Here is a 25,235-nt window from a genome sequence, read left to right as displayed (position 1 = left end):
CCGTGGCCGAGTTCTCGCTTGACCTGAACGAGGAACAGCGGGACCTTCGCGACTGGGTGCACGGCTTCGCCGCCGAGGTCGTGCGCCCGGCCGCCGCCGAGTGGGACGCCCGGGAGGAGACTCCCTGGCCGATCATCCAGGAGGCGGCGAAGGTCGGCCTGTACGGGTTCGAGTTCCTCGCCACCTGCTGGGCCGACCCCACCGGCCTCTCCCTGCCGATCGCCAGCGAGGAACTCTTCTGGGGTGACGCCGGCATCGGCCTGAGCATCTTCGGCACCGCCCTCGCGGTGGCCGGGATCTACGGCGCCGGCACCCCGGACCAGCTCGTCGAGTGGGTGCCGCAGTGCTTCGGCGACGCCGACTCCCCGGCCGTCGCCGCGTTCTGCACCACCGAGCCGGAGGCCGGCTCCGACGTCGGGTCGATGCGGACCCGCGCCGTCTACGACCAGGCCGCCGACGAGTGGGTGCTCAACGGGCAGAAGGCGTACGCCACCAACGGCGGCATCGCCGGGGTGCACGTGGTCACCGCCTCGATCGAGCCGGAGCTGGGTTCGCGCGGGCAGGCCGCGTTCGTCGTACCGCCGGGCACCCCCGGCCTCTCCGCCACCCGCAAGCTGCGCAAGCTCGGGCTGCGCGCCTCGCACACCGCGGACGTCTTCCTCGACGACGTCCGGGTGCCGGGCCGCTGCCTGCTCGGCGGCAAGGACGCCCTCGACGAGCGGTTGGCCCGGGCCCGCACCGGCAGGCGCGCCTCCGGGCAGGCGGCCATGCGCACGTTCGAGCTGTCCCGCCCGACGGTCGGCGCGCAGGCGCTCGGGGTGGCCCGCGCCGCCTACGAGTACGCGCTCGACTACGCCAAGGAGCGGGTGCAGTTCGGGCGGCCGATCATCGAGAACCAGGCGGTCGCGTTCGCGCTGGCGGACATGAAGATGGAGATCGACGCCGCCCGGCTGCTGGTCTGGCGGGCCTCCTGGATGGGGCGCAACAACCGGCCGTTCACCGCCGGCGAGGGCTCGATGTCCAAGCTGAAGGCGGGCGAGGTGGCCGTGTCGGTGACCGACCGGGCGGTCCAGCTCCTCGGCGGCGCGGGCTTCCTGCGCGACCACCCGGTCGAGCGGTGGTACCGGGACGCCAAGATCTACACCATCTTCGAGGGCACGTCCGAAATCCAGCGGCTGGTCATCTCCCGGGCCATCTCCGGGATGCAGATCCGCTGATCGCCGTCGAACCCCGACCCGCGACGGCACGCCGTGCCGGGCACCGTCGCGGGCCGGGCCGGCCGCTTCACCACCGGGAGCCACGTACGCGAAGGAGGCTGCGCCGTGGACCTGCCGTTCATCGTCACCACGCTGACCCGACGCGGACTGCTCACCCCGGGCCGCCCGATCCGGGTGGCCTCGCAACTGAACGCGCTGCGCCGGTGGGGCTGGAGCCTCGCCGGGGAGCTGCGCCAGGCCGCGGCCCGTGACCCCGGCCGTGTCGCCGTGGTGGACGAGCACGGCGCCGCGCTGACGTACCAGGAACTTCTCGACCGGTCGGAGCGACTGGCCCGTTCCCTGCGGGCCGCCCTCGGCGTCCAGGCCGGGGACCGGGTGGGCCTGCTCTGCCGCAACCACCACGGGCTGGTCGAAGCGATCGTCGCGACGATGCTGCTCGGCGCGGACGCCGTCCTGGTCAACACCGGCCTCTCCGCGGCGCAGTTGGTCACCGTCGCGCAGGAACAGGACCTGCGGGCGCTGGTGCACGACGCCGAATTCGCCGACCGCGTCCTCGGCCTGCCGGCCGGGCTGCCCCGGGTCGACGAACGGCGACAGGAGGAGCTGATCGCCGGCGCGGTGCCCGGCGAGCGGCTCCAGCCGCCGGAGCGGGACGGCCGGACCATCGTGCTGACCTCCGGCACCACCGGCACGCCCAAGGGCGCCCGCCGCCCGACCCCGCACGGCTTCGGTCCGCTGGTGTCCATCATCGACCGGATCCCGCTGCACGCGCGCGACGTCGTGATGATCGCCGCGCCCATCTTCCACACCTGGGGGTACGCCGCCCTCCAGGTCTCGTTCGCCTTGCGCGCCACAGTCGTCCTGCACCGCCGCTTCGACCCGGCCGCCACGCTCGCCGCGCTGGCCGGGCAGCCCTGCGACGCGCTCTTCGCCGTACCGGTGATGCTGCAACGGCTGATGGAGGTCGCGCCGCCGCAGTCCCGGCCGCCGCTCAAGGTGGTCGCGGTCAGCGGCTCGGCCCTGCCGGGCAACCTGGCGACGGCGTTCATGGACCGGTACGGCGACGTGCTCTACAACCTCTACGGTTCGACCGAGGTCTCCTGGGCGTCCATCGCCGGGCCGGTCGAGTTGCGCGCCGCGCCCACCACGGCCGGCCGGCCACCGCACGGCACCCGGCTGGCGATCGTGGACGAGACGGGCCGGCCGGTCCGGGACGGCCGGGTGGGGCGGATCTTCGTGGGCAACGAGATGCTCTTCGAGGGCTACACGTCCGGTGCCGGCCGGGAGAGCCGGGACGGCCTGCTGGACACCGGTGACCTCGGCCGGTTGAACTCCGACGGCCTGCTCTTCGTCGACGGGCGGGCGGACGACATGATCGTCTCCGGCGGGGAGAACGTCTTCCCGTCCGAGGTGGAGGATCTGATCGCCCGGCTGCCGCAGGTCCGCGAGGTGGCCGTGATCGGTGTGCCCGACCCGGAGTACGGGCAGCGGCTCGCCGCGTTCCTGGCGCTGCGCCCGGACGAGACGCTCGACCCGGAGGCGGTCCGCGAGTACGTCCGGCGCTATCTGGCCCGGTTCTCGGTGCCGCGCGATGTGATCTTCGTCAAGTACCTGCCGCGCAACGCCACCGGCAAGGTGCTGAGTCGTGAATTGCGCCGATACTTCGGCTGATCGGCGGACCACAGAGGACAGACGTCGCTGTTACTTTCCCCCTGGTTTCTGGGGAAACGAGGGAACGACACAGTGATCCGACTCCGCCGACGCACCGCGCTCGGCCTCCTCCTCGGCGGCGCGTCCGTCGCCGCGGTCAGCCCGATCGAACCGGTGCTCGGCGAGCACCGGGAGGTCCGGCCGACCCGACGGCACGTCCCGCCCGTCGAGGTGGAGAACCGCGCGGCCGGCCAGCCCTGGTGGCCCTCTCAGGGCGGCCGGGCGGCCGACGACAGGCGGCGTCAGATCCAGGGGTACGCCTCGACGACGAGCGTCGCCCCCGGCGAGTCGATCGACTTCCACGTGGCGGTCAACCCGGCCGGACGGTTCCGCGTCAGCGTGCACCGCATCGGCTGGTACGCCGGCGCGGGCGCCCGCACCCTGCTCTCCAGCCCCGAGCTGGACGGCGTGCCGCAGCCGGTGCCGCCCGCCGACCCGGCCAACGGCGCGCTCGACTGCCGGTGGCCGGTGTCCTGGCACCTGCGCGTGCCCGAGAGCTGGGTCACCGGCCTCTACGTGGCGGTCTTCACCTCGGCCGCCGGCTGGCGGGCGTGCACCCCCTTCGTGGTGCGGGACGACCGGCGGGCCGCCGCGCTCTGCGTGGTGCTGCCGGTGACCACCTGGCAGGCCTACAACCAGTGGCCCCGCGACCGACGCTCGGGCACGAGCCTCTACAACGGCTACGCCCCCGACGGGCGGCGCGACCCGGCGCTGCGGGCACGCGCGGTCTCCTTCGACCGCCCGTACGCCGACGCCGGCCTGCCCATCCACTTCGACCGCGACCAGGATGCGATCCGGTGGCTGGAGCGCAACCACTACGACGTCAGCTACGCCACCAGCTTCGACCTGCACTCCGGCCGGCTCGACCCGGCCCGGCACCGCGGCCTGGTGTTCTGCGGGCACGACGAGTACTGGTCGACGGAGATGCGCCGGGCGACGGAGGCCGCCCGGGCCGACGGCACCAGCCTCGCGTTCCTCGGCGCCAACAGCGTCTACTGGCACGCCCGCATGCCGCACACCCCGGACGGCCGACCCGAACGCCTCGTCGCCTGCGCCAAGGACTGGTCCGATCCGGCCGAGGTCACCACCGGCCCGACGGTGCGGTGGCGTGATCTCGACCGGCCCGAACAGGCGCTGATCGGCGTGCAGTTCAACGGCATCGTGCTGACCCCGCAGCCGCTCGTGGTGCGCTCGGCCAACCACTGGGTGTGGGCCGGCACCGGTGTGGCCGACGGCGACCGGATCCCCCACGTGGTGGCCGGCGAGGCGGACGGCCTCAACCGGCGGCTCGACCCCCCGGCCCACGTGGAGGACGTCCTGCTCAGCGCCTCGCCGTACCCGGTACGGCAGAGCGGCCGGCGGGTCCAGGGCACCCACCTGTACGAGACGCCCGGCGGCGCGGTCGTCTTCGCGACCGGCACGCTCGGCTGGACCATGGCGCTGGACCGGCGCGGGCACCGCGACCCGCGGATCGAGCGGGCCACCGCGAACGTGCTCGACCGGATGATCGGCGGGGACCGGGCCGCCCCGGCGTAGCCCGGGCCGCTGCCGGCCGCCCGCCGTCCGGGTCAGCCGGGGATCGTGATCCGGCCGTCCACCGCCGCCGCCGCGATGTCGGTGCGGTGGTGGGCGCCGTCCAGCTCGACGCCGCGTACCACCTCGTAGGCGGCGTCGCGCGCGGCGGCCAGGTCCGGGCCGGTCGCCGTAGCGCAGAGGACCCGGCCGCCCGCGGAGCGCAACGTGCCGTCGGCGTCCCGGCGGGTGCCGGCGTGGATGATCCCGGCGCGGTCCGCGCCGGTGATCACATCACCGGTACGCGGGCGCTCCGGATAGCCCTCGGCCGCGACCACGACGGTGACCGCCGCGCCGTCGCGCCAGCGCAGCGGCGGGTGCGCGCCGAGCGTGCCGGTGGCGGCGGCGTGCAGCAGCCCGGCCAGCGGCGTCTCCAGCAGGGCCAGCACGACCTGCGTCTCCGGGTCGCCGAAGCGGGCGTTGAACTCGATCACACGCGGGCCGGACGGGGTGATCGCCAGGCCCACGTAGAGCAGGCCGACGAACGGCGTGCCCCGGCGGCGCAGCTCGGCAAGCGTCGGGTGCACCACGTCCCGCATCACGTCGTCGACCAGGCCCGGCGGGGCCCAGGGCAGCGGCGTGTACGCGCCCATGCCACCGGTGTTGGGCCCGGCGTCGCCGTCGCCGACCCGCTTGAAGTCCTGCGCCGGCAGCAGCGGCAGCGCCGCCTCGCCGTCGGTCACCACGAAGAGCGACACCTCGGGGCCGGACAGGTATTCCTCGATCACCACCCGGCCGCACTCGGCCGCGTGCCGCTCGGCGGTCGCCCGGTCGTCGGTGACGACCACGCCCTTGCCGGCGGCGAGCCCGTCGTCCTTGACCACGTACGGCACGCCGAACTCGTCGAGCGCCCGCGCCACGGCCGCCGCGTCGGTGCAGGTGTACGCGCGCGCGGTCGGCACACCGGCCGCCGTCATCACGTCCTTGGCGAACGTCTTCGAGCCCTCCAGCCGGGCCGCTTCCGCGCCGGGGCCGAACACGGCGATGCCCTTGGCGCGTACGGCGTCGGCGACGCCGGCCACCAGTGGCGCCTCGGGACCGATGATCACCAGATCCGCCGACGTTTCCACCGCGAGCGCCGCCACCGCCGCCGGATCGGCGGGGTTCACGTCCCCCCGCAGCGACGCGACGTCGGCGATCCCCGGATTCCCCGGAGCCGCAATCAGCGACTCAACGGCCGGATCAGCCACCAACCCGAGCGCGAGAGCGTGCTCCCGCCCACCACCACCCACAAGAAGAACCCGCACGCCCGGCATCCTACTGACCCCCGCTGCCAACTTCGTTGATCAAGGTGATGGGCGCCCGGATGATGGTCTCCCGTCGGAGATGGCCTGCCGCACGACCCAGGGGATGTAGTCGGGACGAAGGGTGTCGGCCCAGGTGAAGCGCAACACCTTCCAACCGGCGTTCACCAGGCGGTTCTGCCGCCGCCGGTCGGCCAGGAGCGCGGCTGGACCGCTGTGCGCCTGCCGCCCGTCCGCCTCGGCGATGACCCGGGCCGCGCGCCAGCCGAGATCTCCGATCCCCAGCAGGTAACCGTCGGCGTCCCGCACTTCGACCTGAAGGGCGTCCGGGGGTACGCCGCCGTCGACGCAGCGCAGGCGAGTGCGTGTCTCCAACGGTGACTGGGCGAGCCCGTTGGCCTCGGCCAGGAACCGGCGCGCGGCCACGGCCCCTCGACGCCCCTTGACCAGGGACCGCAGACGTTCCAGGTCGGACGGCGAAAGCAGTTGCCGGTTCAGTGCCGAATCCAGGAGCGAGACCGAGGCGTAGCGATCCTCGCGCAGCACCATGTCCGCCACCGTGCGTAGCGGTGTGGTCGTCATGACCCCCGCCACCCGGCGAAGATCCGTAGGCGCGATCTTCAACTGGTGCACCAGGACGTCCGGATGGGAAGCTCGGGCCGGCCGGGCCCTGGAGCCGGGCACGCTCACGTGGATCGGCCCATTTCGGGGCAGCCCGCCGATCAGATGCAGTTCCGCAGCGGTACCGAGCACCGCCACCGCAGCCGGCCCGAAGGACTCCACCGCGGCCCTGACGCGGGCCCGACGTGGCACGAACTGGCAAACGTCCGCGTCAATCAGATAGCCGCCGCGCGCGAGGGCCCGCCACCGCCCCGCCCGACACAGCCGATGCACCTCGTGCACAGTGAGGCCAGCGGCCCGCGCCTGAGCCAGCGTGACCATTCCGTCCTGCCGGGCCGCCACCCGACGCGCTCTCTCCAACGCATCCACGCCCCCACCATCGCCCGCCCACCCCACCAGAACCACCCCTGTGGACAACCCTGTGGACAGGCCCCACCGCCGCTCCCGTTGATCATGAAGTTATTGTCCCGACACGCCGATCCGAGTGGCAATAACTTCATGATCACCCGGGGGAGGGTGGGGGTGGGGGGTTAGGGGAGGAGGGGGTGGCGGTGGACGTTTTCCTCTCGGCCTGGGCCTACTCCTACGACGCTTACGCGGGTTCCGGTTAGCTCCTCGATTCTGGCTATGTAGCGCCTCGCGTTTTCCGGGAGCTCCTGCTCGGTCCTCGCCTTGGTGATGTCCTCCCACCAGCCGTCCAGCTCTTCGTAGATCGGCGTGGCGTGGTGGAAGTCGGTCTGCGTCATCGGCATGTCGTCGAAACGCTCGCCGTTGATCTCGTAGCCGACGCAGATCGGCACCTTGGGCAGGCCGGTCAGCACGTCCAGCTTCGTCACCACCAGATCGGTGACGCCGTTCAGGCGACACGCGTACCGGGCCACCACCGCGTCGAACCAGCCGGCCCGGCGTTCCCGGCCGGTGGTGGTGCCGTACTCGTGGCCGATCTTGACCAGGTGGCGGCCGTTGTCGTCGAACAGCTCGGTGGGGAACGGGCCCGCGCCCACCCGGGTGGTGTACGCCTTGCTCACCGCGATCACCTTGGTGATGGCGGTCGGCGGGATGCCCGCCCCCACGCACGCCCCGCCGGCGGTGGGGTTCGACGAGGTGACGAACGGATACGTGCCGTGGTCCATGTCGAGCATGGTGGCCTGGGCGCCCTCCAGCAGCACGGTCTCACCGCGGTCCAGGGCGTCCCAGAGCATCACCCGGGTCTCGGCGATGTACGGACGCAGCCGCTCGGCGTACTGGAGGTATTCCTCGACGGTCTCGTCGACGTCGATCGCCTTGCGGTTGTAGATCTTGAACAGGAGCTGGTTCTTCTCCCGGAGCGCCAGTTCCAGCTTCTTCCGCAGGATGCCCGGGTCGAGCAGGTCCTGGAGCCGAATGCCCATCCGGGCGACCTTGTCGCCGTACGCCGGGCCGATGCCCCGTCCGGTGGTGCCGATGCGGGAGCTGCCCAGGTAGCGCTCGACCACCCGGTCGATCCCCCGGTGGTGCGGCATGATCAGATGCGCGTCGCCGGAGATGCGCAGCCGGGAGACGTCCACGCCCCGCTCGGCGAGCCCGTCGATCTCCTGCAACAGCACCTTCGGGTCGACCACCACGCCGTTGCCGATGACGATCATCGCGTTCGGGGAGAGCGCGCCGGACGGCATCAGGTGCAGCGCGTACTTCTGCCCGTCCGGGGTGATCACCGTGTGGCCGGCGTTGTTGCCGCCGGAGTAGCGCACGACGTAGTCGACCCGCTCACCCAGCAGGTCGGTAACCTTGCCCTTGCCCTCGTCGCCCCACTGGGCGCCGAGGAGCACGATCGCTGGCATCTTTTCCGCCTCCAGAAGGCTCGGGTGCCAGGTGGCGACCGGTCGGCGAGCCCGGGGTGTCAGGCTAACAAGTAGTGACGACCGGACCGGCAGGGGTTCGTCGAGAAGCAGGAGGCTCCTTCGTGTACGACGTGGTGCTGCTCACGCTCGGCTCGGAGCGGGACGCTCCCGGTGGGGGCTGCGGCAGCGGCGGAGCCTGCTGCGGAGGCGCGGACGACACCGCCGCCACGCCCGACGCCGAACGCTGCGAGACACCGCGCGTACCGGTGCTGGCCTGCGCGGACGCGCTGACCACGCGCGGCGCCCGGGTGACCACGGTGACCGCCCGGTCCGACGCGGAGATCGACGAGGTGCTGGCCCGCCTCGACGGTCCGCCCCGCGCCGACGGCCTCGCCTGGCCGGACTCCGACGGCAAGACCCGGCTGATCGTCGCCACGGCCAGTGACGGTCAGTTGCGCGCCGTGCTGCGCCGGCTGGTGCGCCGGTACGCTCCGCCGCCCAGCCGCCGACCGGCCGACCTGCCGGAGAACCGGACGCTGCCCGACCTGCCGCCGGTCGGCGTACTCCCGTTGGATCCGGCCCGGACCGGGTCGGCGCGGGACCTCGCCGCGCAGCTCGGGCTGCCGCGCGAGCCGGCGGCGGTGGCCGCGGCGGTGCTTGACGGTACGCCGCGCCGGCTGGACCTGCTGCGCAACGACGGCGGCTCGGTGACGCTCGACGGCGCGCTGCTCGGCGCGGCCGACGACGCGGGCCGCCCGCTGCACTGGCGGGCCCGTGTCGAGGTGGACGGCGCGGTGCTGAGCGACGGCACCGAGCCGATCTCGGCCTGCGCGATCGGCAACGCCGGTGGGTACGCGCGTCTCGGTGAGGTGGCCCTGCTCGCCGACCCGGACCCGGCGGACGGCCGGTTGGCGGTGGGCGTGGCCGTGCCCGTGGTGACCCGATCCGCGTTGGGCCGGAAGAAGGTCCGGCTCGAGGTACGCCGGGCCCGAGGCCGGGCGGTGGCGGTCGTGCCCCGCGACGGGAAGGTGCCCTTCCTCGACGACGGCGTCGAGGGCGAGTTGAGCCGGAAGCGGTCCTGGTGGACCGAGCCGGGGGCCTGGGCGGTCTGGACGGGCTGACCGCTGTCGATCCGCACCCGGATCGCCCGGCTGGCCGGACCGCCTATTCTCGGCGGGAGGGATGGGGAGGGATCGTGGCGCACGAGAACGACGACCGGGCCCACGTGCCGGGCGGACCGCAGGTGCCGGAGCGGGACGTCGAGCCGCTCTGGCCGCCCGAGGAGATCGACGGGGTGGTCACCGCCCCGCCGTGGGCGGCACCGGCCCAGCCGGCCGTGCCACCGTGGCCCCTCCCGCCGGCCGACGCCCCCGCGCCGTCAACGCAGGTCACGTCCACGTCGTCGCCGCAGGTCACGTCCACGTCGTCGACGCAGGTCGCTTCCGCGTCCGAGGTGGGCCGCACGAGCAACGGTGGGTCGCCGCCCCAGGCGGTCGACGTCAACCTGCCGTTCATGCTCGACCAGCCGACCCCCGACCAGCCGACTCCCGGCCAGCCGGCTCCCGCCCCGCCGGCTCCCGCCCCGCCGGCTCCCGCCCCGCCGGCGGCAGCCTCCGGCGGCCTCCCGGCCGCCACGGCACCGGGCCGCCTCCCGCAGGCCGCGCCGAGCGTCGACCACCTCCCGGCCGGAACGGCACCCGGCCGCCTCCCGCAGGCCGCGCCGACCGCGGGCCGTTCGGGCGGCCCGGCGGCCAACCCCGACGGAACCGCGGCTCGGGCGGTTGGCGTCGGTGACGACGTCCCGGCGAACGGGCGGGCCGCGTCGCCCTGGGCACAGCCGCCGCAGCGGCCCACGGCCGAGGGCACGGGCGCGGGCACGGGCGCGGCGGAGCCGGCCGAGCGCGTCGAGGCACCGGCCCGTCCCACCGTCCCGAGCCAGCCGACCGGCACCGGGACCGGGACCGGGACCGACGGTGCCGGCTCGGCCGCGTACCCGCCGCCCCACGATGTCTCCCAGGTCGGGCTGACCGCGCCCGGCGGCTCCACCGGCCACGGACCGGCCGCGCTCGCAAGGACGGACACCGGCTCCGCCGGCGGCCCGGCCGCGAACGGCCCATCCACAGTTGGTCCGACGAGCGCGGGACCGACGAGCCCAGGGCCGGTCGTCGGCTCCGCGTCGGTCACGGCCGTGCCGTTGGACGGGCCGACCCCGACGATGGGGCCGGGCGCGCCGTCCGAGGAGACCCCGCACCGACTCGGCCCGTTCCCGCCGTCGCCGGGCGTGCCGATGCAACAGCCGCCCTACGGCAGTGACGCGGCCTACCCCTCGCCCGCCTACCCGCCGTCCGCCTACCCGCCGCAGCCCGGCCAGCCGGGCTGGTACCCGCCCGGCTGGCCACCGCAGCCCGGGGTGCCACAGACCGGCATGCCGCCACAGCCGGGAACGCCACCACAGCCCGGCGTGCCCCCGCAAGCCGGGACGCCACAGGCCCGGACCGGGCCACAGGCCGGGATCGCGCCACCGGCTGGACCAGCGCCGCAGGCCGGAATGCCGCCACCGGCCGGACCGGCGCCCCAAGCCGGAATGCCGCCACCGGCCGGACCGGCGCAGCAGCCCGCCCTGCCACCCGGGGTGTACCCGGAGCCGGGTTGGACTCCCCAGCAGGTGGTGCCCCCGACGGCTGAGGACTTCGCCCGGCGACGTCAGGTCCGGCCGGTCGACCCGGTGGCCACCATGGGCGTCCGCGCGGTGGTCAACCGGATGGGGCTGGTCCGGCTCGCGCCCGGCCGGCACGAGCAGGAGATGAAGCGCGACATCGAGATGGTCCGCCGCAACTTCGGCGGGCTGCGCCAGGTGACGGTGGTCAATCCCAAGGGCGGCGCCGGCAAGACGGTGGCCATCCTGCTGCTCGCCATGACGTTCGGCCAGAAGCGCGGCGGGTACGTCCTGGCCTGGGACAACAACGAGACCCAGGGCACCCTCGGGATGCGGGCGCAGCAGGACTTCCACGCCCGCACGGTGCGGGACATGCTGCGCGACCTGGCCCAGTTCCAGGGTCCGCACGGCCGGGTCGGCGACCTGTCGCAGTATGTCCGCTCGCAGGGCGAGGGGATGTTCGACGTGCTCGCCTCGGACGAGTCGGCGACCGGCGGCGAGATGCTCACCGCCGCCGCGTTCGCCGAGATCCGCGAGGTGGTCAGCCGCTTCTACAAGCTGATCTTCGTGGACACCGGGAACAACGTCCGGGCGCAGAACTGGCAGGCCGCCATGGACGCCACCGACCAGTTGGTGGTGACCATGTCGGCGCGGAACGACTCGGCCGAGACCGCCGCGCGGATGCTCGACCATCTGGAGCAGAGCGGCCGGCAGCGGTTGGTCCGGCAGGCGGTCACGGTGGTCTCGATGCCGCCCTCCCGCAAGGAGATCGACCTGCCGGCCATCCAGGCGCACTTCGCCGCCCGCACCCGGGCGGTGCTGCTGGCGCCGTACGAGCGGCTCATCGACACCGGCGAGCCGCTGCGGTACGGACAGCTCTCCGCCGCCACCCGGGACGCCTGGCTGAAGATCGCCGCGTCGGTGGCGGAAGGGTTGTAGGACGGCGCGACGGCCGGCCCCGTGGTGGTGGGACCGGCCGTCGCGGAACGGGTCAGTCGCTGGCCAGCGCGTCCCCGGCGGCCGGGTCACAGTCGCGGAGGAACTGGGCGCAGCGGGCCGCCTCGTCGGCCTCGCCGATCTCGCCCGCGGCTCGGGAGAGCACGTAGAGGCAGCGGAGGAAGCCCTGGTTGGGCGTGTGCGCCCAAGGCACCGGGCCGTGTCCCTTCCAGCCGCTGCGGCGCAACTGGTCCAGACCCCGGTGGTAACCGGTGCGGGCGTAGGCGTACGCCGGAACGACCTGGCCCGCGGAGAGCGCGCGGCCGGCCAGCGCCGCCCAGGCCGCGCTGTAGGTCGGGAAGCGGGCCGCGACCTCGGCGTACGCCTCGTCGGTGCCCTGCTCGACCGCGGCGGCGAGCGCGGCGTCGGCCTCTTCGGAGACGGGGAGCAGGGTGGCCGGTGGCTCAGGCAACAGGTTCTGCATCGCCCCATTCAACCCGCTTCGCCCCCGGGTGCGCGAGGGGGGCTGGCCGGTCGGTCGGCTGAACGGCTGAGGGTTTCGTCACGCCTGCGGCGGGACCACACGTACCCGCGGCCCATGCCGCCCGCGTGCATATTGCACTACAACTACATATCCGGAGCCTCCCCAGGAACCGGTTACGCAGGAGCCCGGCGGCGTGCCCGCCGGGCTCCTGCCCGTACCGCCGGGTTTGCGGGGTTGCCGGGCCGGGGCAGGATGGCCTGGTGCCGACCCCACCGCCCGCGGACGTCATCGAGCCGCACGCCCCCCACCTCAACGAAGTGCAGACCCGGGTCGAGTTCGACCGGCGGCTGGCCGGGGGGACACTCACCGGCCTGACCGTGCAGGGGCTGCGCCTCGACCTGGACCCGGTCCCCGACCTGCGCGACGTCGACGTCGCCGGCGCCCTCTTCGTGGGCTGCCGGTTCGCCGACCGCGAGGTGGGCGCGGATCTGGTACGCCGGGGCGCCGACGTCGTCCCGCCGTTCTCCGGGCTGCCCTACCCGACCCAACCGTCCCACCTCTACACCGCCGACGACCTGGCCGCCGGCTTCGACGAGGGCGGGTTCGCCGGGATGTACGACACCCGGGTGTACGCGCACTTCCGGGCGCACGGCGGCGCGCTGCCCGACGTACGCGAGGCGCTCGGCCAGCGGCTGCACGACCACGGCGTGGACAACGCGCTCGCCGACGCCACCCGGGCGTGGCTGGCCGTGCACGGGCCGCAGTCCGTGGTCGGTGTGATGGGCGGGCACGCGGTGCCGCGCGGCAGCTCCGCGTACCGGATGGCGGCGGTGCTGGGCTGGGAGCTGGCGCGGGCCGACCGCCTGGTGGTGACCGGCGGCGGTCCGGGCGTGATGGAGGCGACGAACCTGGGCGCGTTCCTCGCGGCCTGGCCGGCCGACGAGCTGTCGGCGGCGATCGACGTGCTGGCCGCCGCGCCGGACTTCACCGACCACGACCGCTACACGGCGGCGGCCCTGGCGGTGCGCAAGCGGTACGCGGACGGGCCGTCGCTGCCCACGCCCCGGCCGGCGGCCCCCGGCACCCTGTGGGCCCGGTCCGGCGGGCTGGCCATCCCCACCTGGTTGTACGGCCACGAGCCGGCGAACCTCTTCGCCGGCCGGATCGCGAAGTATTTCTCCAACGCCATCCGGGAGGACACGATCCTGCGGCTGGCCCGGGGCGGGATCGTGTTCGCGCCCGGCCGGGCCGGCACCGTGCAGGAGGTATTCCAGGCGGCGACGAAGACGTTCTACGGCACCGACGGGGCCAGCGGCGCGTACGTCTTCCTGGACCGTGCGTTCTGGACCACCGAGCTGCCGGTGGAGTCGTTGCTGCGGCCACTCTTCGCCGGGTCCCCGTTCGGCGACCTGTCCCGCACGATCCACCTCACCGACGACGTCCACGAGGCCGTCGCCCTCCTGGTGCGGTGAAAGGAGGGGGCCCTTATTAACGCCTGCGGTATAGGAAGGGGCCCTTCTTAACAACGAGGTGTTAAAAAGGGCCCCTTCCTTACATCCCGGGGGTGTCACTTCATGCGGGTGCCGGTGGAACGCAGGTGCTCGCACGCCTCCGCCACGCGGGCGGCCATGCCGGCCTCGGCGGCCTTGCCCCACACGCGCGGGTCGTACTGCTTCTTGTTGCCGACCTCGCCGTCGACCTTCAGCACCCCGTCGTAGTTGCGGAACATGTGGTCCGCGACCGGGCGGGAGAACGTGTACTGCGTGTCGGTGTCGATGTTCATCTTCACCACGCCGTAGTCGAGCGCCTCCCGGATCTCCTCCAGCAGGGAGCCGGAACCGCCGTGGAAGACCAGGCTGAGCGGCTTCTCCTTGCCGTACTTGGCGCCCACCGCGTCCTGGATCTGCTTGAGCACCTCGGGGCGGAGCTTGACGTTGCCCGGCTTGTAGACGCCGTGCACGTTGCCGAAGGTCAGCGCCGCCATGTAGCGGCCCTTCTCGCCCAGGCCGAGCGCCTCGACCATGGCCAGGCCGTCGTCGACGGTGGTGTAGAGCTTGTCGTTGATGGCGTTCTCCACGCCGTCTTCCTCGCCGCCGACGACGCCGACCTCGATCTCCAGGACGATCTTGCCCTTGGCGGCCTCGGCGAGGAGCTGCTCGGCGATCTCCAGGTTCTCCGCCACCGGCACGGCCGAACCGTCCCACATGTGCGACTGGAACAGCGGCTCCTGGCCGTTCTTGACGCGCTCCTGGGAGATGGCCATCAGCGGCCGGACGAACTTGTCCAGCTTGTCCTTCGGGCAGTGGTCCGTGTGCAGGGCGACGGTCACCGGGTATTTCTTGGCCACCTCGTGCGCGTACGCGGCGAACGCGGTCGCACCGGTCACCATGTCCTTGATCGACGGGCCGGACAGGTATTCCGCGCCACCGGTGGAGACCTGGATGATGCCGTCGCTCTCCGCGTCGGCGAAGCCCTTGAGCGCCGCGTTCAGCGTCTGGGACGAGGTCACGTTGATCGCGGGGTACGCGTACCGGCCGGCCTTGGCCCGGTCCAGCATCTCCGCGTAAGCCTCGGGGGAAGCGATGGGCATGTCGAACGCTCCTTACTTACCGCTCTCGGCCGTACAGGCCGCTGTCTTTCCTCGGGTGCGCCGGACCGCGCTGTCCACCGCGGGAAGTATCCCGTAGGAGCGAACGCGGGGCACAACCGACCCGGGCACCGCTCACCGCTTCTCCAGCCGGTCCGGCACGGCGACGCTGATCAGCCAGCTCACCACCGACACCACGATGGCGCCCCAGAAGGCGGCCCAGAAGCCGTCGACGTGGAACGGCAGGCGCAGTTGGCGGGCGATCCAGTCGGTCAACAGGAACAGCAGGGCGTTCACCACGAGCGCGAACAGACCGAGCGTGAGCAGGTAGAACACGCAGCCGAACACCTTGATGAGCGGCTTCAGCACGGCGTTGACCACGCCGAAGACCAGCGCCACCACGATCAGGGTGAAGACGGTGTTGGCGCCGTTGCGGCCGGTCACCTCCACCCCGGGCACGATCAGCGTCGCGATCCACAACGCCACCGCGGTGATCGCCAACCGGATGAGGAAGCCCACGGCACCATCCTGGCACGGCCGTGCCCCCGGGAGGGGCAAACGCCGACTCGGCTCGTTCCGCCCGGTGCCGAGCGTTGGCCCGGACCAGCCCGTACGGTGGTGGTGACACGATCCGCACCCCAGACGCAGGGAGGGACGATGGGACAGCCCGACGAGGACTTCGCCCCGAGCGACCACCTCGCTCCGGAGGAGCGGGACCCCGAGGCGGAGCCGGCCGACGCGGTCGAGCAGGCCGCCGCGGTCGCTCCGGACGACGCCGACGGCGAGCCGCACCGGGGCCTGGAGGTCGACGACTGGGACGCCATGGAGCAGGCCCGGGTGGTCACCGCCGACGAGGACGACTACCGCTGATCGGGACCGGGGGACAGGTGTTGCGGCGGCGATGATCATCCGTTCGGTCAATGTTCGCTGGACGGGACAGCGGGACGGCTTAAGGAATCTTTAAGCTCCACGGGCTCCACCTGATCACCCCCACGGGAGGACCCTCCATCATGCTCAGCAACTCCACCCGGCGTTGGCTCGCCGGGTTGGGCGTCGCAGGCGCGTTCGTCGCCGCCTCCGCCACCCCCGCCTTCGCCGCGGCCCCCCAGGTAGAGTTGGGCCTCTACTTCAGCGACACCACGATCGCGACGAACTCCGACGGCAAGATCGGGGACAGCCGGATCTTCAGCACCGCCCCGACCGTGCTGCACGACGTCGCCGTTCGCTACGACTTCTCCGACCTGGCCGACAAGGTGACCGTCGGCGAGGAGTCCGGCAGCGACTGCACCACGCCGTCGAAGTACGTGCTGCTCTGCACCAGCTTCTTCGACGTCGAGGTCTACGAGTGGGGCTCGACCGGATTCTTCGACGTGCAGCTCAAGACCACCAGCAAGGCGAAGGACGGCGACGCCGGCACGCTGAAGGTCACCATGACCGCGGCCGGATACGAGCCGGTCTCGCACAGCGCGAAGATCCGGGTCGGCGAGGGTGTCGACCTGGCCGCCGGTCCCGAGACCAAGACCTCGGCCGCGCCGGGCAGCGCCTTCACCACTGCGGCGACCGTCAGCAACGCGGGCGAGACCACCGCCAAGGGCGCCGTGGCCGTCTTCTACAACGACTACGGCCTGAACGCGGCCAAGCACTTCAGCAACTGCACGTACGTGGGCGACGAACTGCGCACCTGCACGTTCGACGAGGAACTGCCGGCGGGCAGCAGCTTCACCGCGTCGCTGCCGTACGTGCTCGGTGTCGACACCTACGCCCCGAGTTCCAAGTACGGCGAGATCATCTGGATGACCCCGGCCGAGTTCGAGGACTTCCAGCAGGACGTGGGCTTCAATCAGGCAACCATCGGCCAGCCGGGCACCGACGGCGAGCTGGTCCTCACCCCGGTCCCCGGCAAGGCGACCGCCCAGGGCTTCCAGGCCGACCGACGGCCGGAGAACAATGGAACGATCTTCACGGTGACGGCGACCGGCAAGAACGGCACCGATCTCGAGGCGCTCGGCACCTCGGTGACCGGCACGGCCGGTGCCACGGTCAAGGCGCCCTTCGGGCTGCGTAACAACGGCCCGGCGACGCTCGACTACAACCGGGCGGGCAGCTCGGTCACCTACCTGAGCTTCGACGTGCCGCAGGGCACGACGGCGGTCGCCGTGCCGGAGAACTGCATCACCAGGAACGGCGACCAGTGGGGCGAGCCGGGTGAGCCGGGCCAGCGCCACTACTTCTGCTACTTCGACAGCGTGCTGAAGGCCGGCGACTCGGCGATGCTGGACTTCTCGCTCCGGATCGACAAGGTGATCGCCAACGCGACCGGGCCCGTGAAGATCAACGTCACGTGCCAGTGCGACGGCGGCTTCACCCGTGACCTGAAGCCGGCCAATGACACCGCCGAGGTCGTCGTGAACGCCGCGCCGGGTGGCGAGGGCGGCCACGCCGGCGGTGGTCAGGAGGGTGACGGCGGCTCCCTGCCGATCACCGGTTCCAACACCGCCCTGATCGCCGGCGTCGGCGTGCTGCTGCTCGCCGCCGGCTTCGGCGGCTACGTGGTGTCCCGCCGCCGCAAGACCCGCTTCGTCGCCTGACCTCGCCCCACCACAGGTGCCCCGTCGACCTCCCGGTCGGCGGGGCACCTGCGTATTCCGAGCACGCCTCCCCCGCGCGCCGTTTCACGGACAGAGTGGCTGTCCGCGCTCGGACGGCGCCGCTTTCCGTGAAACTGCGGGGGTGGACTGGGGGTGCAGGGCGGGCGGGTACCCTTTGTGGCCGTGGACACAGCTGAGAAGACCCGGATGATCTCCGAGAACGTGGCGTTGAATCCGCTCGACCCGAAGGACCTCATCCACACCTTCGGGATGATCGGCGTCTGGGCCATCCTGTTCGCCGAGACTGGCCTGCTGATCGGCTTCTTCTTCCCGGGTGACTCGCTGCTCTTCCTGGCCGGGGTGGCCGCTTCCCCGGTGGCGGACGCCATCTTCGGCGACGGCACCCGGCTCTCGCTGGCCGGGCTGATGATCGGCGGTCCGATCTGCGCGATCGCCGGTGCCCAGCTCGGGCACTGGCTCGGCGCGCGTTACGGCCGGCGCATGTTCGACAAGCCCAACTCCCGGTTGTTCAAGCGGGAGTACGTGGAGAAGGCGGAATACTACTTCCAGAAGTTCGGTCCGGCGAAGGCCGTGGTGCTGGCCCGGTTCATCCCGATCGTGCGGACCTTCCTCAACCCGGTGGCCGGGGTGCTCGGCATGCCGGCCCGGCAGTTCTTCGTGTGGAACGTGGTCGGCGCGGTGCTCTGGGTGGACGGCATCCTGCTGATCGGCTACCTGCTGGCCCGCCAGATCTACGACGCCATCGGTGACAAGATCGACCGCTACATCCTGCCGGTGGTCGCGGTGATCATCCTGATCTCGGTGCTGCCGATCTTCTTCGAGTTCCTCCGCGACCGGAAGGCACGCAAGCGCGGCGAGGCGGTCGCGGTGATCGCCGCGGCGACCGCCGCCGGTGCGGTGGAGGCCGCCCGGGACGCCATCGACGGCGACGACCACCCGCACGGGCACGGCGGTCAGCCCCGCCGCTGACCGGCGCCGACAGCCCGCAGACGCCGAAGGCCGGTCGACGCCGACAGCCCGCAGACGTCGAAGGCCGGCCCCCGGGTGGGGGCCGGCCTTCGCTCACGACCTGTCGGACCGCGGGTGACACGGACGACGGCAGCCGTCATCGCGCGGTGGTGGCGCCACCCCTGACACGCCACCGGTCACCCGCACCCGGTCGACACGACCCGCCGGTCGCGGCGCGCGTCTCAGCGCGCCGGGCCTCGGCCGGCCGGCCCGTTCCCGGAGGACGGGCCGAATTCAGCGAGCCTTCTTGGTGGCCCGCTTACGCGGCGGGGTGAGCAGATCCGCGATCGTGGCGATCGCGGTCGGCACCAGCCGGTAGTACGCCCAGACCCCGCGCTTCTCCCGCTCCAGCAAGCCGGCCTCGGTGAGGATTCGCAGGTGGTGGCTGACCGTCGGCTGCGAGAGGCCGAGCGGCGCGGTGAGGTCACACACGCACGCCTCCCCCTCGGGAGCCGACTGGATCAGGCTGAGCAGCCGCAGCCGGGCGGGGTCGGCGAGGGCCTTGAGGACCCCCGCAAGCCGCTCGGCATCGGCGCGTTCGATCGGCTCGCCGGCAAGCGGCGAGATCTGAGGCATGGTCATTTCAGCCAACGCAGTTCCCACGTATTCCATCCTTCCACCAGCAGCATCGATCCGCCTGCATATCAGCAGGTCCGAATCGACAAACTTTTACGCCACAAGGCCGAGGTCAGCCAACGTATAGGCCGCCCGATAGGGCAATCCGGCGGCTCGCACCGCGTCGCCGGCGCCTCGATCAACAATAACCGCCACACCCACCACGTCGGCTCCGGCCTCACGCAACGCCTCGATGGCGGTCAACACACTTCCGCCCGTCGTCGAGGTGTCCTCCACCGCCAGGACCCGCCGTCCGGCCACGTCCGGACCTTCGATCCGCCGTTGCAGGCCGTGCGCCTTGCCTGCCTTCCGGACCACGAACGCATCCAGCGGTCGGTCGCTGCCGCTTGAGGCGTGCAGCATCGCGACGGCCACCGGATCGGCGCCCAGGGTCAGTCCGCCGACCGCGTCGTACGCCCAATCCGCGGTGAGGTCGCGCATCACCCGGCCGATCAGGGGGGCGGCCCGGTGATGGAGCGTGACGCGACGCAAATCGACGTACCAGTCCGCCTCACGGCCGGACGAGAGCACCACCCGACCGTGGACCACAGCCAGGTCAGTGATGAATTTACGCAGGTCGTCGTGGTCCCCCATGGCGATGAGCGTACTTCGCAAGTCTGTGCGCCGTCTGTGGGGTCCACCCGGATCAGCCCTCGGGGCGACCGATGTGTGGCAATGCTCGGCTACGCTGCGCGACCGTCCATCCCGGTCTGCCGGCGAGTCGGGGCCGGACGACGAGACGGCCGCCGGGTCAACCGCGGGCCCGGTCGACCTTGCCCCGGGTGTCCCGGGTGAAGCCGCGCAGCAGCCGTTTCGGCGCATGCCTCAGCCCGGCCACGGCCAGCTTGTATTTCCAGTCCGGAACACTCACGAGTTTGCCTTTTCGCAGGTCACGCAGCCCTTCGTCGACCACCTGGTCGGCCCGCAGCCAGGCCCAACCGGGCAGTCGCGACATGTCGATGCCGGCGCGCTCGTGGTTGCCGGTGCGCGTGTAGCCGGGGCACAACGCCATCACGCGCACGCCGAGCGGAGCCACCGACTGGCCGATCGACTCACTGAAATTCGTCACCCACGCCTTGCTGGCCGAATAGGTGGAACCCGGCATGGGGACGCCAAAACCCGCAACCGAAGAGACATTTATCACTGCCCCTTCGCCCCGTTCGATCATCGGGCCGAGGGCCGCGTGCGTCAACCGGAGCACCGCCAGCACGTTGAGCCGGATCAATCGGGCCTCGTCCGGGGCCGCCGACCGGACGAACGGGGTGTTCAGGCTGAGCCCGGCGTTGTTCACCAGCAGGTCCATCGGCGTATCGGCGGTCAGCCGGCGTTCCACCGTCGCGCAACCGTCGTCGGTGGACAGATCGGCCGGAACCGACTCCACCTCGACGCCGTGCCGGCCGGTCAGCTCGGCCGCCAACGCGCCGAGCCGGGCGGCGTCCCGGGCCACCAGGACCACATCCCAGCCGTCGGCGGCGAGCCGGCGGGCGAACGCCGCACCGATACCCAGGCTGGCGCCGGTCACCAGGGCACGGCGCCGGGTGGGGTGAGCCGCACCGGTCATGGGCGGTCCTCGGGCCGTGGCGAGGACTCGGGCCGGGGCGGAGACCCGGGCAGCGGCGTCGCGGGCCCCGGCGGGGCGGACGCAGCAGGCGGAGACCCGGCCGGCGGCATCGCGGCCCCAGGCGGGGCGGCCCCAGGCGGGGCAGAGGGCGGCGGCACGAACGGCACCGGCGGCGGGGCCAGGCCCGACGGCGGTCCCCACGGCGTCGGCCCGGAGACGGGAGCGCCGGACACCGACCCGCCGAAGCCGGTCACCGGACCGGTCGGCGGACCCGGCGGGGTCGTACGTCGGTGCAGGAAGGCGCCGGCGGACGGCAGCGTGAGCAGCGCGGCGACCACCAGGTAGCCGAGGACCTGCGCCACCGACAGCGCCGCGTTCACCGGGATCCACCAGGCCGGGTAGGCGTCACCGACCAGGCCCAGCAGGTCGGCGGTGGCCCGGTCGTCGGCACCGAGCCGGAGCGGTGCGGCCCGCTGCCCCACGAGGGCCGCGAGCCCGCAGCAGCCGCAGAGCAACCCCAGCCCGGCGACCACCCAGGTGGCCATCCGCGCGCCCGGGCGACCGGCGCGCAGGCCGAGGGCGAGCCCGACCAGCAGCAACGCGGCCAGCACGCCGAGTACGGCGGCAAGCACGGTCGAGCCGCGCAGCAGACCGGCCACCCGGTCGATGTCGTCGCCGCCCGCGCCGGTGCCCTGCGCGGCGGCCCGGAACCGGTCCACGGTGCCGCCGGCGACCACCAGGTTCGTCACCGCGTACGCCACGGCGCCGACCGCCATCAGCAGCAGCACCGCCACCGCCGCGACGACCGTGGCCGGCCGGCGGGGCGCGGCCCGATCGGGGTACGACACGACAGGTCCCTCCGGTAGGCGTCGGCTTGCAACCTACTCGGAGGGACCGTCGGCGTCGCTCTTATCCGGTCGTCAACTTCCGGCGGGCGGCTCCGGGTCGCGGCGCTCGCCCGGCTGGCCGGTCGGCCCGGCCGGCGGCTGCTCCCCCGACGCGGGGGGCGGCGTGGCGGCCGGCGGACCACCGGCCGACTGGCCCGGGACCGGCGGGTACCCCGGGTCGACCGACTGGCCCGGGGCGGGCGGGTACGCCGGGTACGCGCCACCCGGGACGGGCGGCTCCCAGCCGGCCTTCGGCTTGCGGAAGAACTCGTTCGCCTTCGGCAGCGCCAGCAGGATCAGCGCGCCCAGCAGGGCAAGCAGCGCGATCAGACCGAGCAGCGTGCTGACCGGCGTGTGCCAGGACGGCAGCGCGTCCTCCACCCGGCGCTGGACCTCCTGGGTGCTCGGCAGGTCGCCGCTGGTGTTGCCGCCGCTGCCCATCATGCCGCCGGAGACGCCGCTGAGCAGGCCGCCGCCGGTGCAGCAGAGCAGGATGCCGCCCACCACCCAGGTGGTGATCCGGGAGGCGTTCTTCCCCCGGTTGTTGAGCATGGCGAGGACGACCAGCCCGATCGCGAGCAGCAGCGTCAGCACGGACGAGCCGATGGTGAAGGCGTACGCGATGTCGCCCGCCGACTCGGCCGAGGTGCCGGCGTAGGCGTCCGTCATCACGTCACGGATCTTGCCGATGACGGCAAGCGTCACGATCAGGTTCAGCACCTGGATGACGGCGACGAGAATGAGCAGCCAACTGGAAAGCGTCACCACACCGGGACGCGCGCGGGGCGGGGTGCCCGGAGCATCGACCATGATTCTCCCTCCCTGGATGAGATGACCACCGTAGCGATCTTTGGCCAGGTGGGCACGGTAGGAGGGCTCAGCGGTCGGCGGCGCGGCGCAGCCGCCGGCGCTCGGCGCATGGTCCGAAACCTAGTAGCCCCGCCACTCCTCGCGGGCGTACTCCAGCACCCTGGGTCGCAGCAGCGTGGAGGCGGGCACGTCGATCCGGCCGCGGTCGGCGGGGAACGTGGCGGCGGCGGCGAGCACCTCCGGGGTGAGGAAGCGCAGCGGCGGCACGTCGGCCGGCAGCCCCAGTTCGGGGGCGGTGCCGCCCGGTGCGGCGAGCACGAATCCCCAGTCGCCGAAGCTCGGCACGTCGACGTGGTAGGGCACGGTGGCGAAGCCCGCCTCCCGCACCGACCGTTCGATGGACCAGTACGACCGAGGCGCGAAGTAGGGCGAGCCGGACTGTACCACCAGCCGACCGCCGGGGGAGAGCACCGGACGGATCAGCGTGTAGAACTCGACCGTGTAGAGCTTCGCGGTGGCCGTCTCGTCCGGGTCGGGCAGGTCGGCGATCACCACGTCGAAGCGTTGCGTGGCGGTCCGCAGCCAGCCGAACGCGTCCAGGTTGAGCACCCGCAGCCGGGGGTCGGCGAGCGAGGCGTGGTTGAGGTCGCGCAGTTGTGGCTCGCTGCGGGCCAGCGCCACCACGGCCGGGTCGAGGTCGACGAGCGTCACCGAGCGCACGTCCGGATATTTGAGGATCTCCCGCGCGGCCAGCCCGTCCCCGGCGCCGAGCACCAGCACGTCGCCGTGCGGCCCACGCATGGCCGGGTGTACGAGCGCCTCGTGGTAGCGGTACTCGTCGACGGAGCTGAACTGGAGGTCACCGTTGAGGAACAGCCGCAGATCGGTGTCGGTGTGGCCGACCTCCCGCACCGACCGGGTCAGCACGATCTCCTGGTAGCGGCTGCGTTCGGCGTGCACCACCGGGTCCCGGTAGAGCTGCTGGCGGGCGGTCACCTCGAAGTCGTGGGCGGTGACCCACGCGTACCCGAGCAGGAGGCCGACCACGACGGAGCCGGCGCCCAGGCCCACCCGCGCCCGGCGGCCGAGGTCGTCGCGGAACACCGTGAGGACAAGCGCCACGCCGGCGACCGCGTTCACCGCACCGACCACGAGCGCGCCCTTGAGCTGGCCGAAGACCGGCATCAGCAGGAACGGGAAGGCCAGTCCGCCGAGCAGCGCGCCGACGTAGTCGGCGGCGAACAGGTCGGCCACCGCGCTGCCCGCGGACTGCTCCCGGATGCGTTGCAGCATCACCATGAGCAGCGGGATCTCCGCGCCGATCAGCAGGCCGAGCACGAACGCGGTGCCGACGAGCGCCGGGCCGTAGAGGTCGAGCCAGGCGAACGCGGCGTAGAGGCCGAGCACGGAGAGGCCGCCGAGCAGCGCCAGGGTCAGCTCGATCGCGGCGAACGCGGGCGCCGCGCGGGACTGCAACGGCTTCGCCACGAGCGCGCCGACGCCCATCGCGAAGACCATCACGCCGAGCACGATCGACGCCTGGCCGACCGCGTCGCCGATCAGGTAGCTGCCGAGCGCGACGAGCGCCAGCTCGTACACCAGGCCGCAGGCCGCGCAGACGAAGACCGCGAGCAGGACCGCCGCGCGGGCCGCGCGCCACCGTGGCCGCGCGGGCGCGTCGGTGGTCACGCTTTCTCCCGGGTACGCCCGGCGGCGCCCGCCCCGGCGCGCTTCGCGGGTCCGCCGCCCCGGAGCTGCCGGTTTCTCTGTCGCACGCCCACGGCGATGAACAGCGCGGCGACCAGCAGCAGACCGGCGGCGGTGAACAGCCAGCCCTTGCGGTCCCGCAGCAGGTCGTTGCCGGCGCTCGGCAGCGGGGCCGGCGTGCCGGCCGCCGGGGTGGCGGCGGTGGGGGCCGGTTCGGCGAGCCCGACCTCGGCGGCGAGCAGCGGCAGCACGGTCGTCGCCCGGGTGATCGCCCAGCCGGGCTCGTCGACGAAGGCGTCCTCGTCCAGCCCGAACCGGCCCAGCCCGGACGCGATCGGATAGAGGTCGGCGCGGTCGATGTCGTCCGAGCCGTCGACGCCGATGCTCGCCGAGTCCCGCGACTCGCTGCTGGCGGAGGTGTAACGCACGACGGCGGAGACCTCGATCCAGCGGGGGCACCGGGGGTCGTCCCGCACCGGCACCTGGTCACCCAGGTTGGAGCCGACACTGATCTCGGTGCTGTAGTCATGCAGCACCCAGCCGTAGCAGATGCCCTGGCCGGCGGTGGCCGCCGCCAGGAGCGGCACGGTGGCGTTCCGCTGCTCGGTCGTCGGCGTGGGAACGTCGGTGCTCTCGCCGCCGTTGATGATCCCGATGACGCAGGGCACGCCGATGGCCAGCGAGACGACGACCCAGACCAGCACCGTCGTGCCCCGCTTGCTCTTCGCCTTCGCGGCGGCGCCCTTGGCGGTCATCAGCTGATCGCGGCGGCGATGATCGCGCCGGTGGCGACGTGCATGGTGGCGGAGATCCAGACCGCCGGGTGCGGTTCCGGGTCGACCAGCAGTTCACCGAGCTTGCCGGGGGTGGCCACGTCGAGCAGTACGAAGGCCGCCGCCATGATCACCAGGCCGAGGAATCCGTACGCGGCGGAGCCGACCAGGCCGAGCACGAAGTCGTCGGCGCTGGACACGATCGCAGCGACCACGACGGTGCCGACGCCGATCAGGTTGGAGGCGAGCAGCAGCGTCGCGTTGCGGTTGCGCTCGGCCCAGATCAGCTCGTGGAGCTTGCCGGGGGTGGCCATGTCGACAAGCAGGTAGCCGACGGCCATCAGGACCACGCCGACCACGCCGTAGGCGAGGGTGACCAGCAGATCGGTGACGAGATGCTGCACAGGGGACTCCAGGG

Annotated in this window: 23 protein-coding genes; 9 read left to right on the top strand and 14 right to left on the bottom strand. The window is 72.7% G+C overall.

Going from position 1 to position 25,235, the window contains the following annotated elements; genetic code table 11:
• Window positions 1–2: 2 nt before the first annotated feature.
• The 3 genes from O7619_RS04630 (at window position 3) to O7619_RS04620 (ending at window position 4,463) form a co-directional block, all read left to right on the top strand.
• On the top strand, window positions 3–1,217 hold the full coding sequence (locus tag O7619_RS04630; protein ID WP_282285907.1) for an acyl-CoA dehydrogenase family protein: 1,215 nt from the start codon (window positions 3–5) through the stop codon (window positions 1,215–1,217).
• A 105-nt stretch (window positions 1,218–1,322) separates the two neighbouring features.
• Window positions 1,323–2,888, top strand: coding sequence for an AMP-binding protein (locus O7619_RS04625; RefSeq protein ID WP_282285906.1), 1,566 nt, complete (start codon window positions 1,323–1,325; stop codon window positions 2,886–2,888).
• 72 nt (window positions 2,889–2,960) lie between these two features.
• Window positions 2,961–4,463 carry a N,N-dimethylformamidase beta subunit family domain-containing protein gene (locus O7619_RS04620; RefSeq protein ID WP_282285905.1) on the top strand — a complete coding sequence of 501 codons (1,503 nt, stop codon included), beginning with the start codon at window positions 2,961–2,963 and terminating at the stop codon, window positions 4,461–4,463.
• Between the two features lie 32 nt (window positions 4,464–4,495).
• Here O7619_RS04620 and purD read toward each other — a convergent pair whose 3' ends face one another.
• The 3 genes from purD to O7619_RS04605 form a co-directional block, all read right to left on the bottom strand.
• Window positions 4,496–5,746 carry a phosphoribosylamine--glycine ligase gene (gene purD / locus O7619_RS04615; protein ID WP_282285904.1) on the bottom strand — a complete coding sequence of 417 codons (1,251 nt, stop codon included), beginning with the start codon at window positions 5,744–5,746 and terminating at the stop codon, window positions 4,496–4,498.
• 39 nt (window positions 5,747–5,785) lie between these two features.
• Window positions 5,786–6,733 (bottom strand): type IV toxin-antitoxin system AbiEi family antitoxin domain-containing protein, encoded by a 948-nt coding sequence (locus tag O7619_RS04610; protein WP_282285902.1) that lies wholly within the window; start codon window positions 6,731–6,733, stop codon window positions 5,786–5,788.
• A gap of 161 nt (window positions 6,734–6,894) precedes the next feature.
• A complete protein-coding gene (locus O7619_RS04605; protein ID WP_282285901.1) occupies window positions 6,895–8,184 on the bottom strand; it encodes an adenylosuccinate synthase in 1,290 nt (429 codons plus the stop codon).
• A 122-nt stretch (window positions 8,185–8,306) separates the two neighbouring features.
• Here O7619_RS04605 and O7619_RS04600 point away from each other — a divergent pair, with 122 nt between their 5' ends.
• Together O7619_RS04600 and O7619_RS04595 are read left to right on the top strand one after the other, a co-directional pair.
• Window positions 8,307–9,305 (top strand): diacylglycerol kinase family protein, encoded by a 999-nt coding sequence (locus tag O7619_RS04600; RefSeq protein ID WP_282285900.1) that lies wholly within the window; start codon window positions 8,307–8,309, stop codon window positions 9,303–9,305.
• Between the two features lie 74 nt (window positions 9,306–9,379).
• On the top strand, window positions 9,380–11,779 hold the full coding sequence (locus O7619_RS04595) for a chromosome partitioning protein (RefSeq protein ID WP_282285899.1): 2,400 nt from the start codon (window positions 9,380–9,382) through the stop codon (window positions 11,777–11,779).
• A gap of 52 nt (window positions 11,780–11,831) precedes the next feature.
• On the opposite strand, the gene O7619_RS04590 is transcribed toward O7619_RS04595, so the two are convergent.
• Window positions 11,832–12,260: a DUF3151 domain-containing protein gene (locus O7619_RS04590; protein ID WP_282285897.1), complete on the bottom strand. Its 429-nt coding sequence runs from the start codon at window positions 12,258–12,260 to the stop codon at window positions 11,832–11,834.
• Between the two features lie 260 nt (window positions 12,261–12,520).
• Between O7619_RS04590 and O7619_RS04585 the strand changes: the two genes are divergently transcribed.
• Window positions 12,521–13,732, top strand: a complete 1,212-nt coding sequence (locus tag O7619_RS04585) for a hypothetical protein (protein WP_282285896.1) — start codon at window positions 12,521–12,523, stop codon at window positions 13,730–13,732.
• A 95-nt stretch (window positions 13,733–13,827) separates the two neighbouring features.
• Here O7619_RS04585 and fbaA read toward each other — a convergent pair whose 3' ends face one another.
• Together fbaA and O7619_RS04575 are read right to left on the bottom strand one after the other, a co-directional pair.
• Window positions 13,828–14,850: a class II fructose-bisphosphate aldolase gene (fbaA, locus tag O7619_RS04580; protein ID WP_282285895.1), complete on the bottom strand. Its 1,023-nt coding sequence runs from the start codon at window positions 14,848–14,850 to the stop codon at window positions 13,828–13,830.
• A gap of 132 nt (window positions 14,851–14,982) precedes the next feature.
• Window positions 14,983–15,366, bottom strand: coding sequence for a phage holin family protein (locus tag O7619_RS04575; protein ID WP_282285894.1), 384 nt, complete (start codon window positions 15,364–15,366; stop codon window positions 14,983–14,985).
• A gap of 138 nt (window positions 15,367–15,504) precedes the next feature.
• Between O7619_RS04575 and O7619_RS04570 the strand changes: the two genes are divergently transcribed.
• The 3 genes from O7619_RS04570 to O7619_RS04560 all read left to right on the top strand — a co-directional run bounded on the left by O7619_RS04570 (window position 15,505) and on the right by O7619_RS04560 (window position 18,425).
• Window positions 15,505–15,717, top strand: coding sequence for a hypothetical protein (locus O7619_RS04570; protein ID WP_282285892.1), 213 nt, complete (start codon window positions 15,505–15,507; stop codon window positions 15,715–15,717).
• A 140-nt stretch (window positions 15,718–15,857) separates the two neighbouring features.
• On the top strand, window positions 15,858–17,435 hold the full coding sequence (locus tag O7619_RS04565) for an LPXTG cell wall anchor domain-containing protein (RefSeq protein ID WP_282285891.1): 1,578 nt from the start codon (window positions 15,858–15,860) through the stop codon (window positions 17,433–17,435).
• A gap of 207 nt (window positions 17,436–17,642) precedes the next feature.
• Window positions 17,643–18,425, top strand: coding sequence for a DedA family protein (locus tag O7619_RS04560; RefSeq protein ID WP_282288665.1), 783 nt, complete (start codon window positions 17,643–17,645; stop codon window positions 18,423–18,425).
• Window positions 18,426–18,698: 273 nt separating this feature from the next.
• On the opposite strand, the gene O7619_RS04555 is transcribed toward O7619_RS04560, so the two are convergent.
• From O7619_RS04555 to O7619_RS04520, 8 genes are all read right to left on the bottom strand, one after another.
• Window positions 18,699–19,076 (bottom strand): metalloregulator ArsR/SmtB family transcription factor, encoded by a 378-nt coding sequence (locus O7619_RS04555; protein WP_007073957.1) that lies wholly within the window; start codon window positions 19,074–19,076, stop codon window positions 18,699–18,701.
• Between the two features lie 57 nt (window positions 19,077–19,133).
• Complete coding sequence (pyrE, locus tag O7619_RS04550; protein ID WP_282285890.1) at window positions 19,134–19,673, bottom strand: orotate phosphoribosyltransferase; 540 nt, start codon at window positions 19,671–19,673, stop codon at window positions 19,134–19,136.
• Window positions 19,674–19,830: 157 nt separating this feature from the next.
• Window positions 19,831–20,640, bottom strand: a complete 810-nt coding sequence (locus O7619_RS04545) for an SDR family oxidoreductase (protein WP_282285889.1) — start codon at window positions 20,638–20,640, stop codon at window positions 19,831–19,833.
• The gene (locus O7619_RS04540) at window positions 20,637–21,488 is read right to left on the bottom strand and encodes a hypothetical protein (RefSeq protein ID WP_282285888.1); all 852 of its coding nucleotides are present in this window, start codon (window positions 21,486–21,488) and stop codon (window positions 20,637–20,639) included. Before O7619_RS04540 ends, O7619_RS04545 begins: the two co-directional genes overlap by 4 nt.
• A gap of 72 nt (window positions 21,489–21,560) precedes the next feature.
• On the bottom strand, window positions 21,561–22,337 hold the full coding sequence (locus tag O7619_RS04535; RefSeq protein ID WP_282285887.1) for a hypothetical protein: 777 nt from the start codon (window positions 22,335–22,337) through the stop codon (window positions 21,561–21,563).
• Window positions 22,338–22,457: 120 nt separating this feature from the next.
• Window positions 22,458–24,026 (bottom strand): polyamine aminopropyltransferase, encoded by a 1,569-nt coding sequence (locus O7619_RS04530; protein ID WP_282285886.1) that lies wholly within the window; start codon window positions 24,024–24,026, stop codon window positions 22,458–22,460.
• A complete protein-coding gene (locus O7619_RS04525) occupies window positions 24,023–24,799 on the bottom strand; it encodes a hypothetical protein (RefSeq protein ID WP_282285885.1) in 777 nt (258 codons plus the stop codon). Before O7619_RS04525 ends, O7619_RS04530 begins: the two co-directional genes overlap by 4 nt.
• Entirely contained in the window at window positions 24,799–25,221 is a 423-nt protein-coding gene (locus O7619_RS04520; RefSeq protein WP_282285883.1) for a DUF350 domain-containing protein, read from the bottom strand. Before O7619_RS04520 ends, O7619_RS04525 begins: the two co-directional genes overlap by 1 nt.
• Window positions 25,222–25,235: the final 14 nt, after the last annotated feature.

Origin of the sequence: Micromonospora sp. WMMD998, from assembly GCF_029581235.1 — a bacterium.
Lineage (GTDB): Bacteria > Actinomycetota > Actinomycetes > Mycobacteriales > Micromonosporaceae > Micromonospora.
Note: the sequence above shows the minus strand (reverse complement) of the source record. Positions and strands in the feature narration are given on the sequence as shown.

Bases quoted from the DNA above. Each gene is read 5' to 3' on its own strand.
- O7619_RS04605 (WP_282285901.1), bottom strand. From the start codon at position 8,184: ATGCCAGCGATCGTGCTCCTCGGCGCCCAGTGGGGCGACGAGGGCAAG.
- O7619_RS04590 (WP_282285897.1), bottom strand. From the start codon at position 12,260: ATGCAGAACCTGTTGCCTGAGCCACCGGCCACCCTGCTCCCCGTCTCC.
- fbaA (WP_282285895.1), bottom strand. From the start codon at position 14,850: ATGCCCATCGCTTCCCCCGAGGCTTACGCGGAGATGCTGGACCGGGCC.
- O7619_RS04570 (WP_282285892.1), top strand. From the start codon at position 15,505: ATGGGACAGCCCGACGAGGACTTCGCCCCGAGCGACCACCTCGCTCCG.
- O7619_RS04565 (WP_282285891.1), top strand. From the start codon at position 15,858: ATGCTCAGCAACTCCACCCGGCGTTGGCTCGCCGGGTTGGGCGTCGCA.
- O7619_RS04560 (WP_282288665.1), top strand. From the start codon at position 17,643: ATGATCTCCGAGAACGTGGCGTTGAATCCGCTCGACCCGAAGGACCTC.
- O7619_RS04555 (WP_007073957.1), bottom strand. From the start codon at position 19,076: ATGGAATACGTGGGAACTGCGTTGGCTGAAATGACCATGCCTCAGATC.
- pyrE (WP_282285890.1), bottom strand. From the start codon at position 19,673: ATGGGGGACCACGACGACCTGCGTAAATTCATCACTGACCTGGCTGTG.
- O7619_RS04545 (WP_282285889.1), bottom strand. From the start codon at position 20,640: ATGACCGGTGCGGCTCACCCCACCCGGCGCCGTGCCCTGGTGACCGGC.
- O7619_RS04535 (WP_282285887.1), bottom strand. From the start codon at position 22,337: ATGGTCGATGCTCCGGGCACCCCGCCCCGCGCGCGTCCCGGTGTGGTG.
- O7619_RS04525 (WP_282285885.1), bottom strand. From the start codon at position 24,799: ATGACCGCCAAGGGCGCCGCCGCGAAGGCGAAGAGCAAGCGGGGCACG.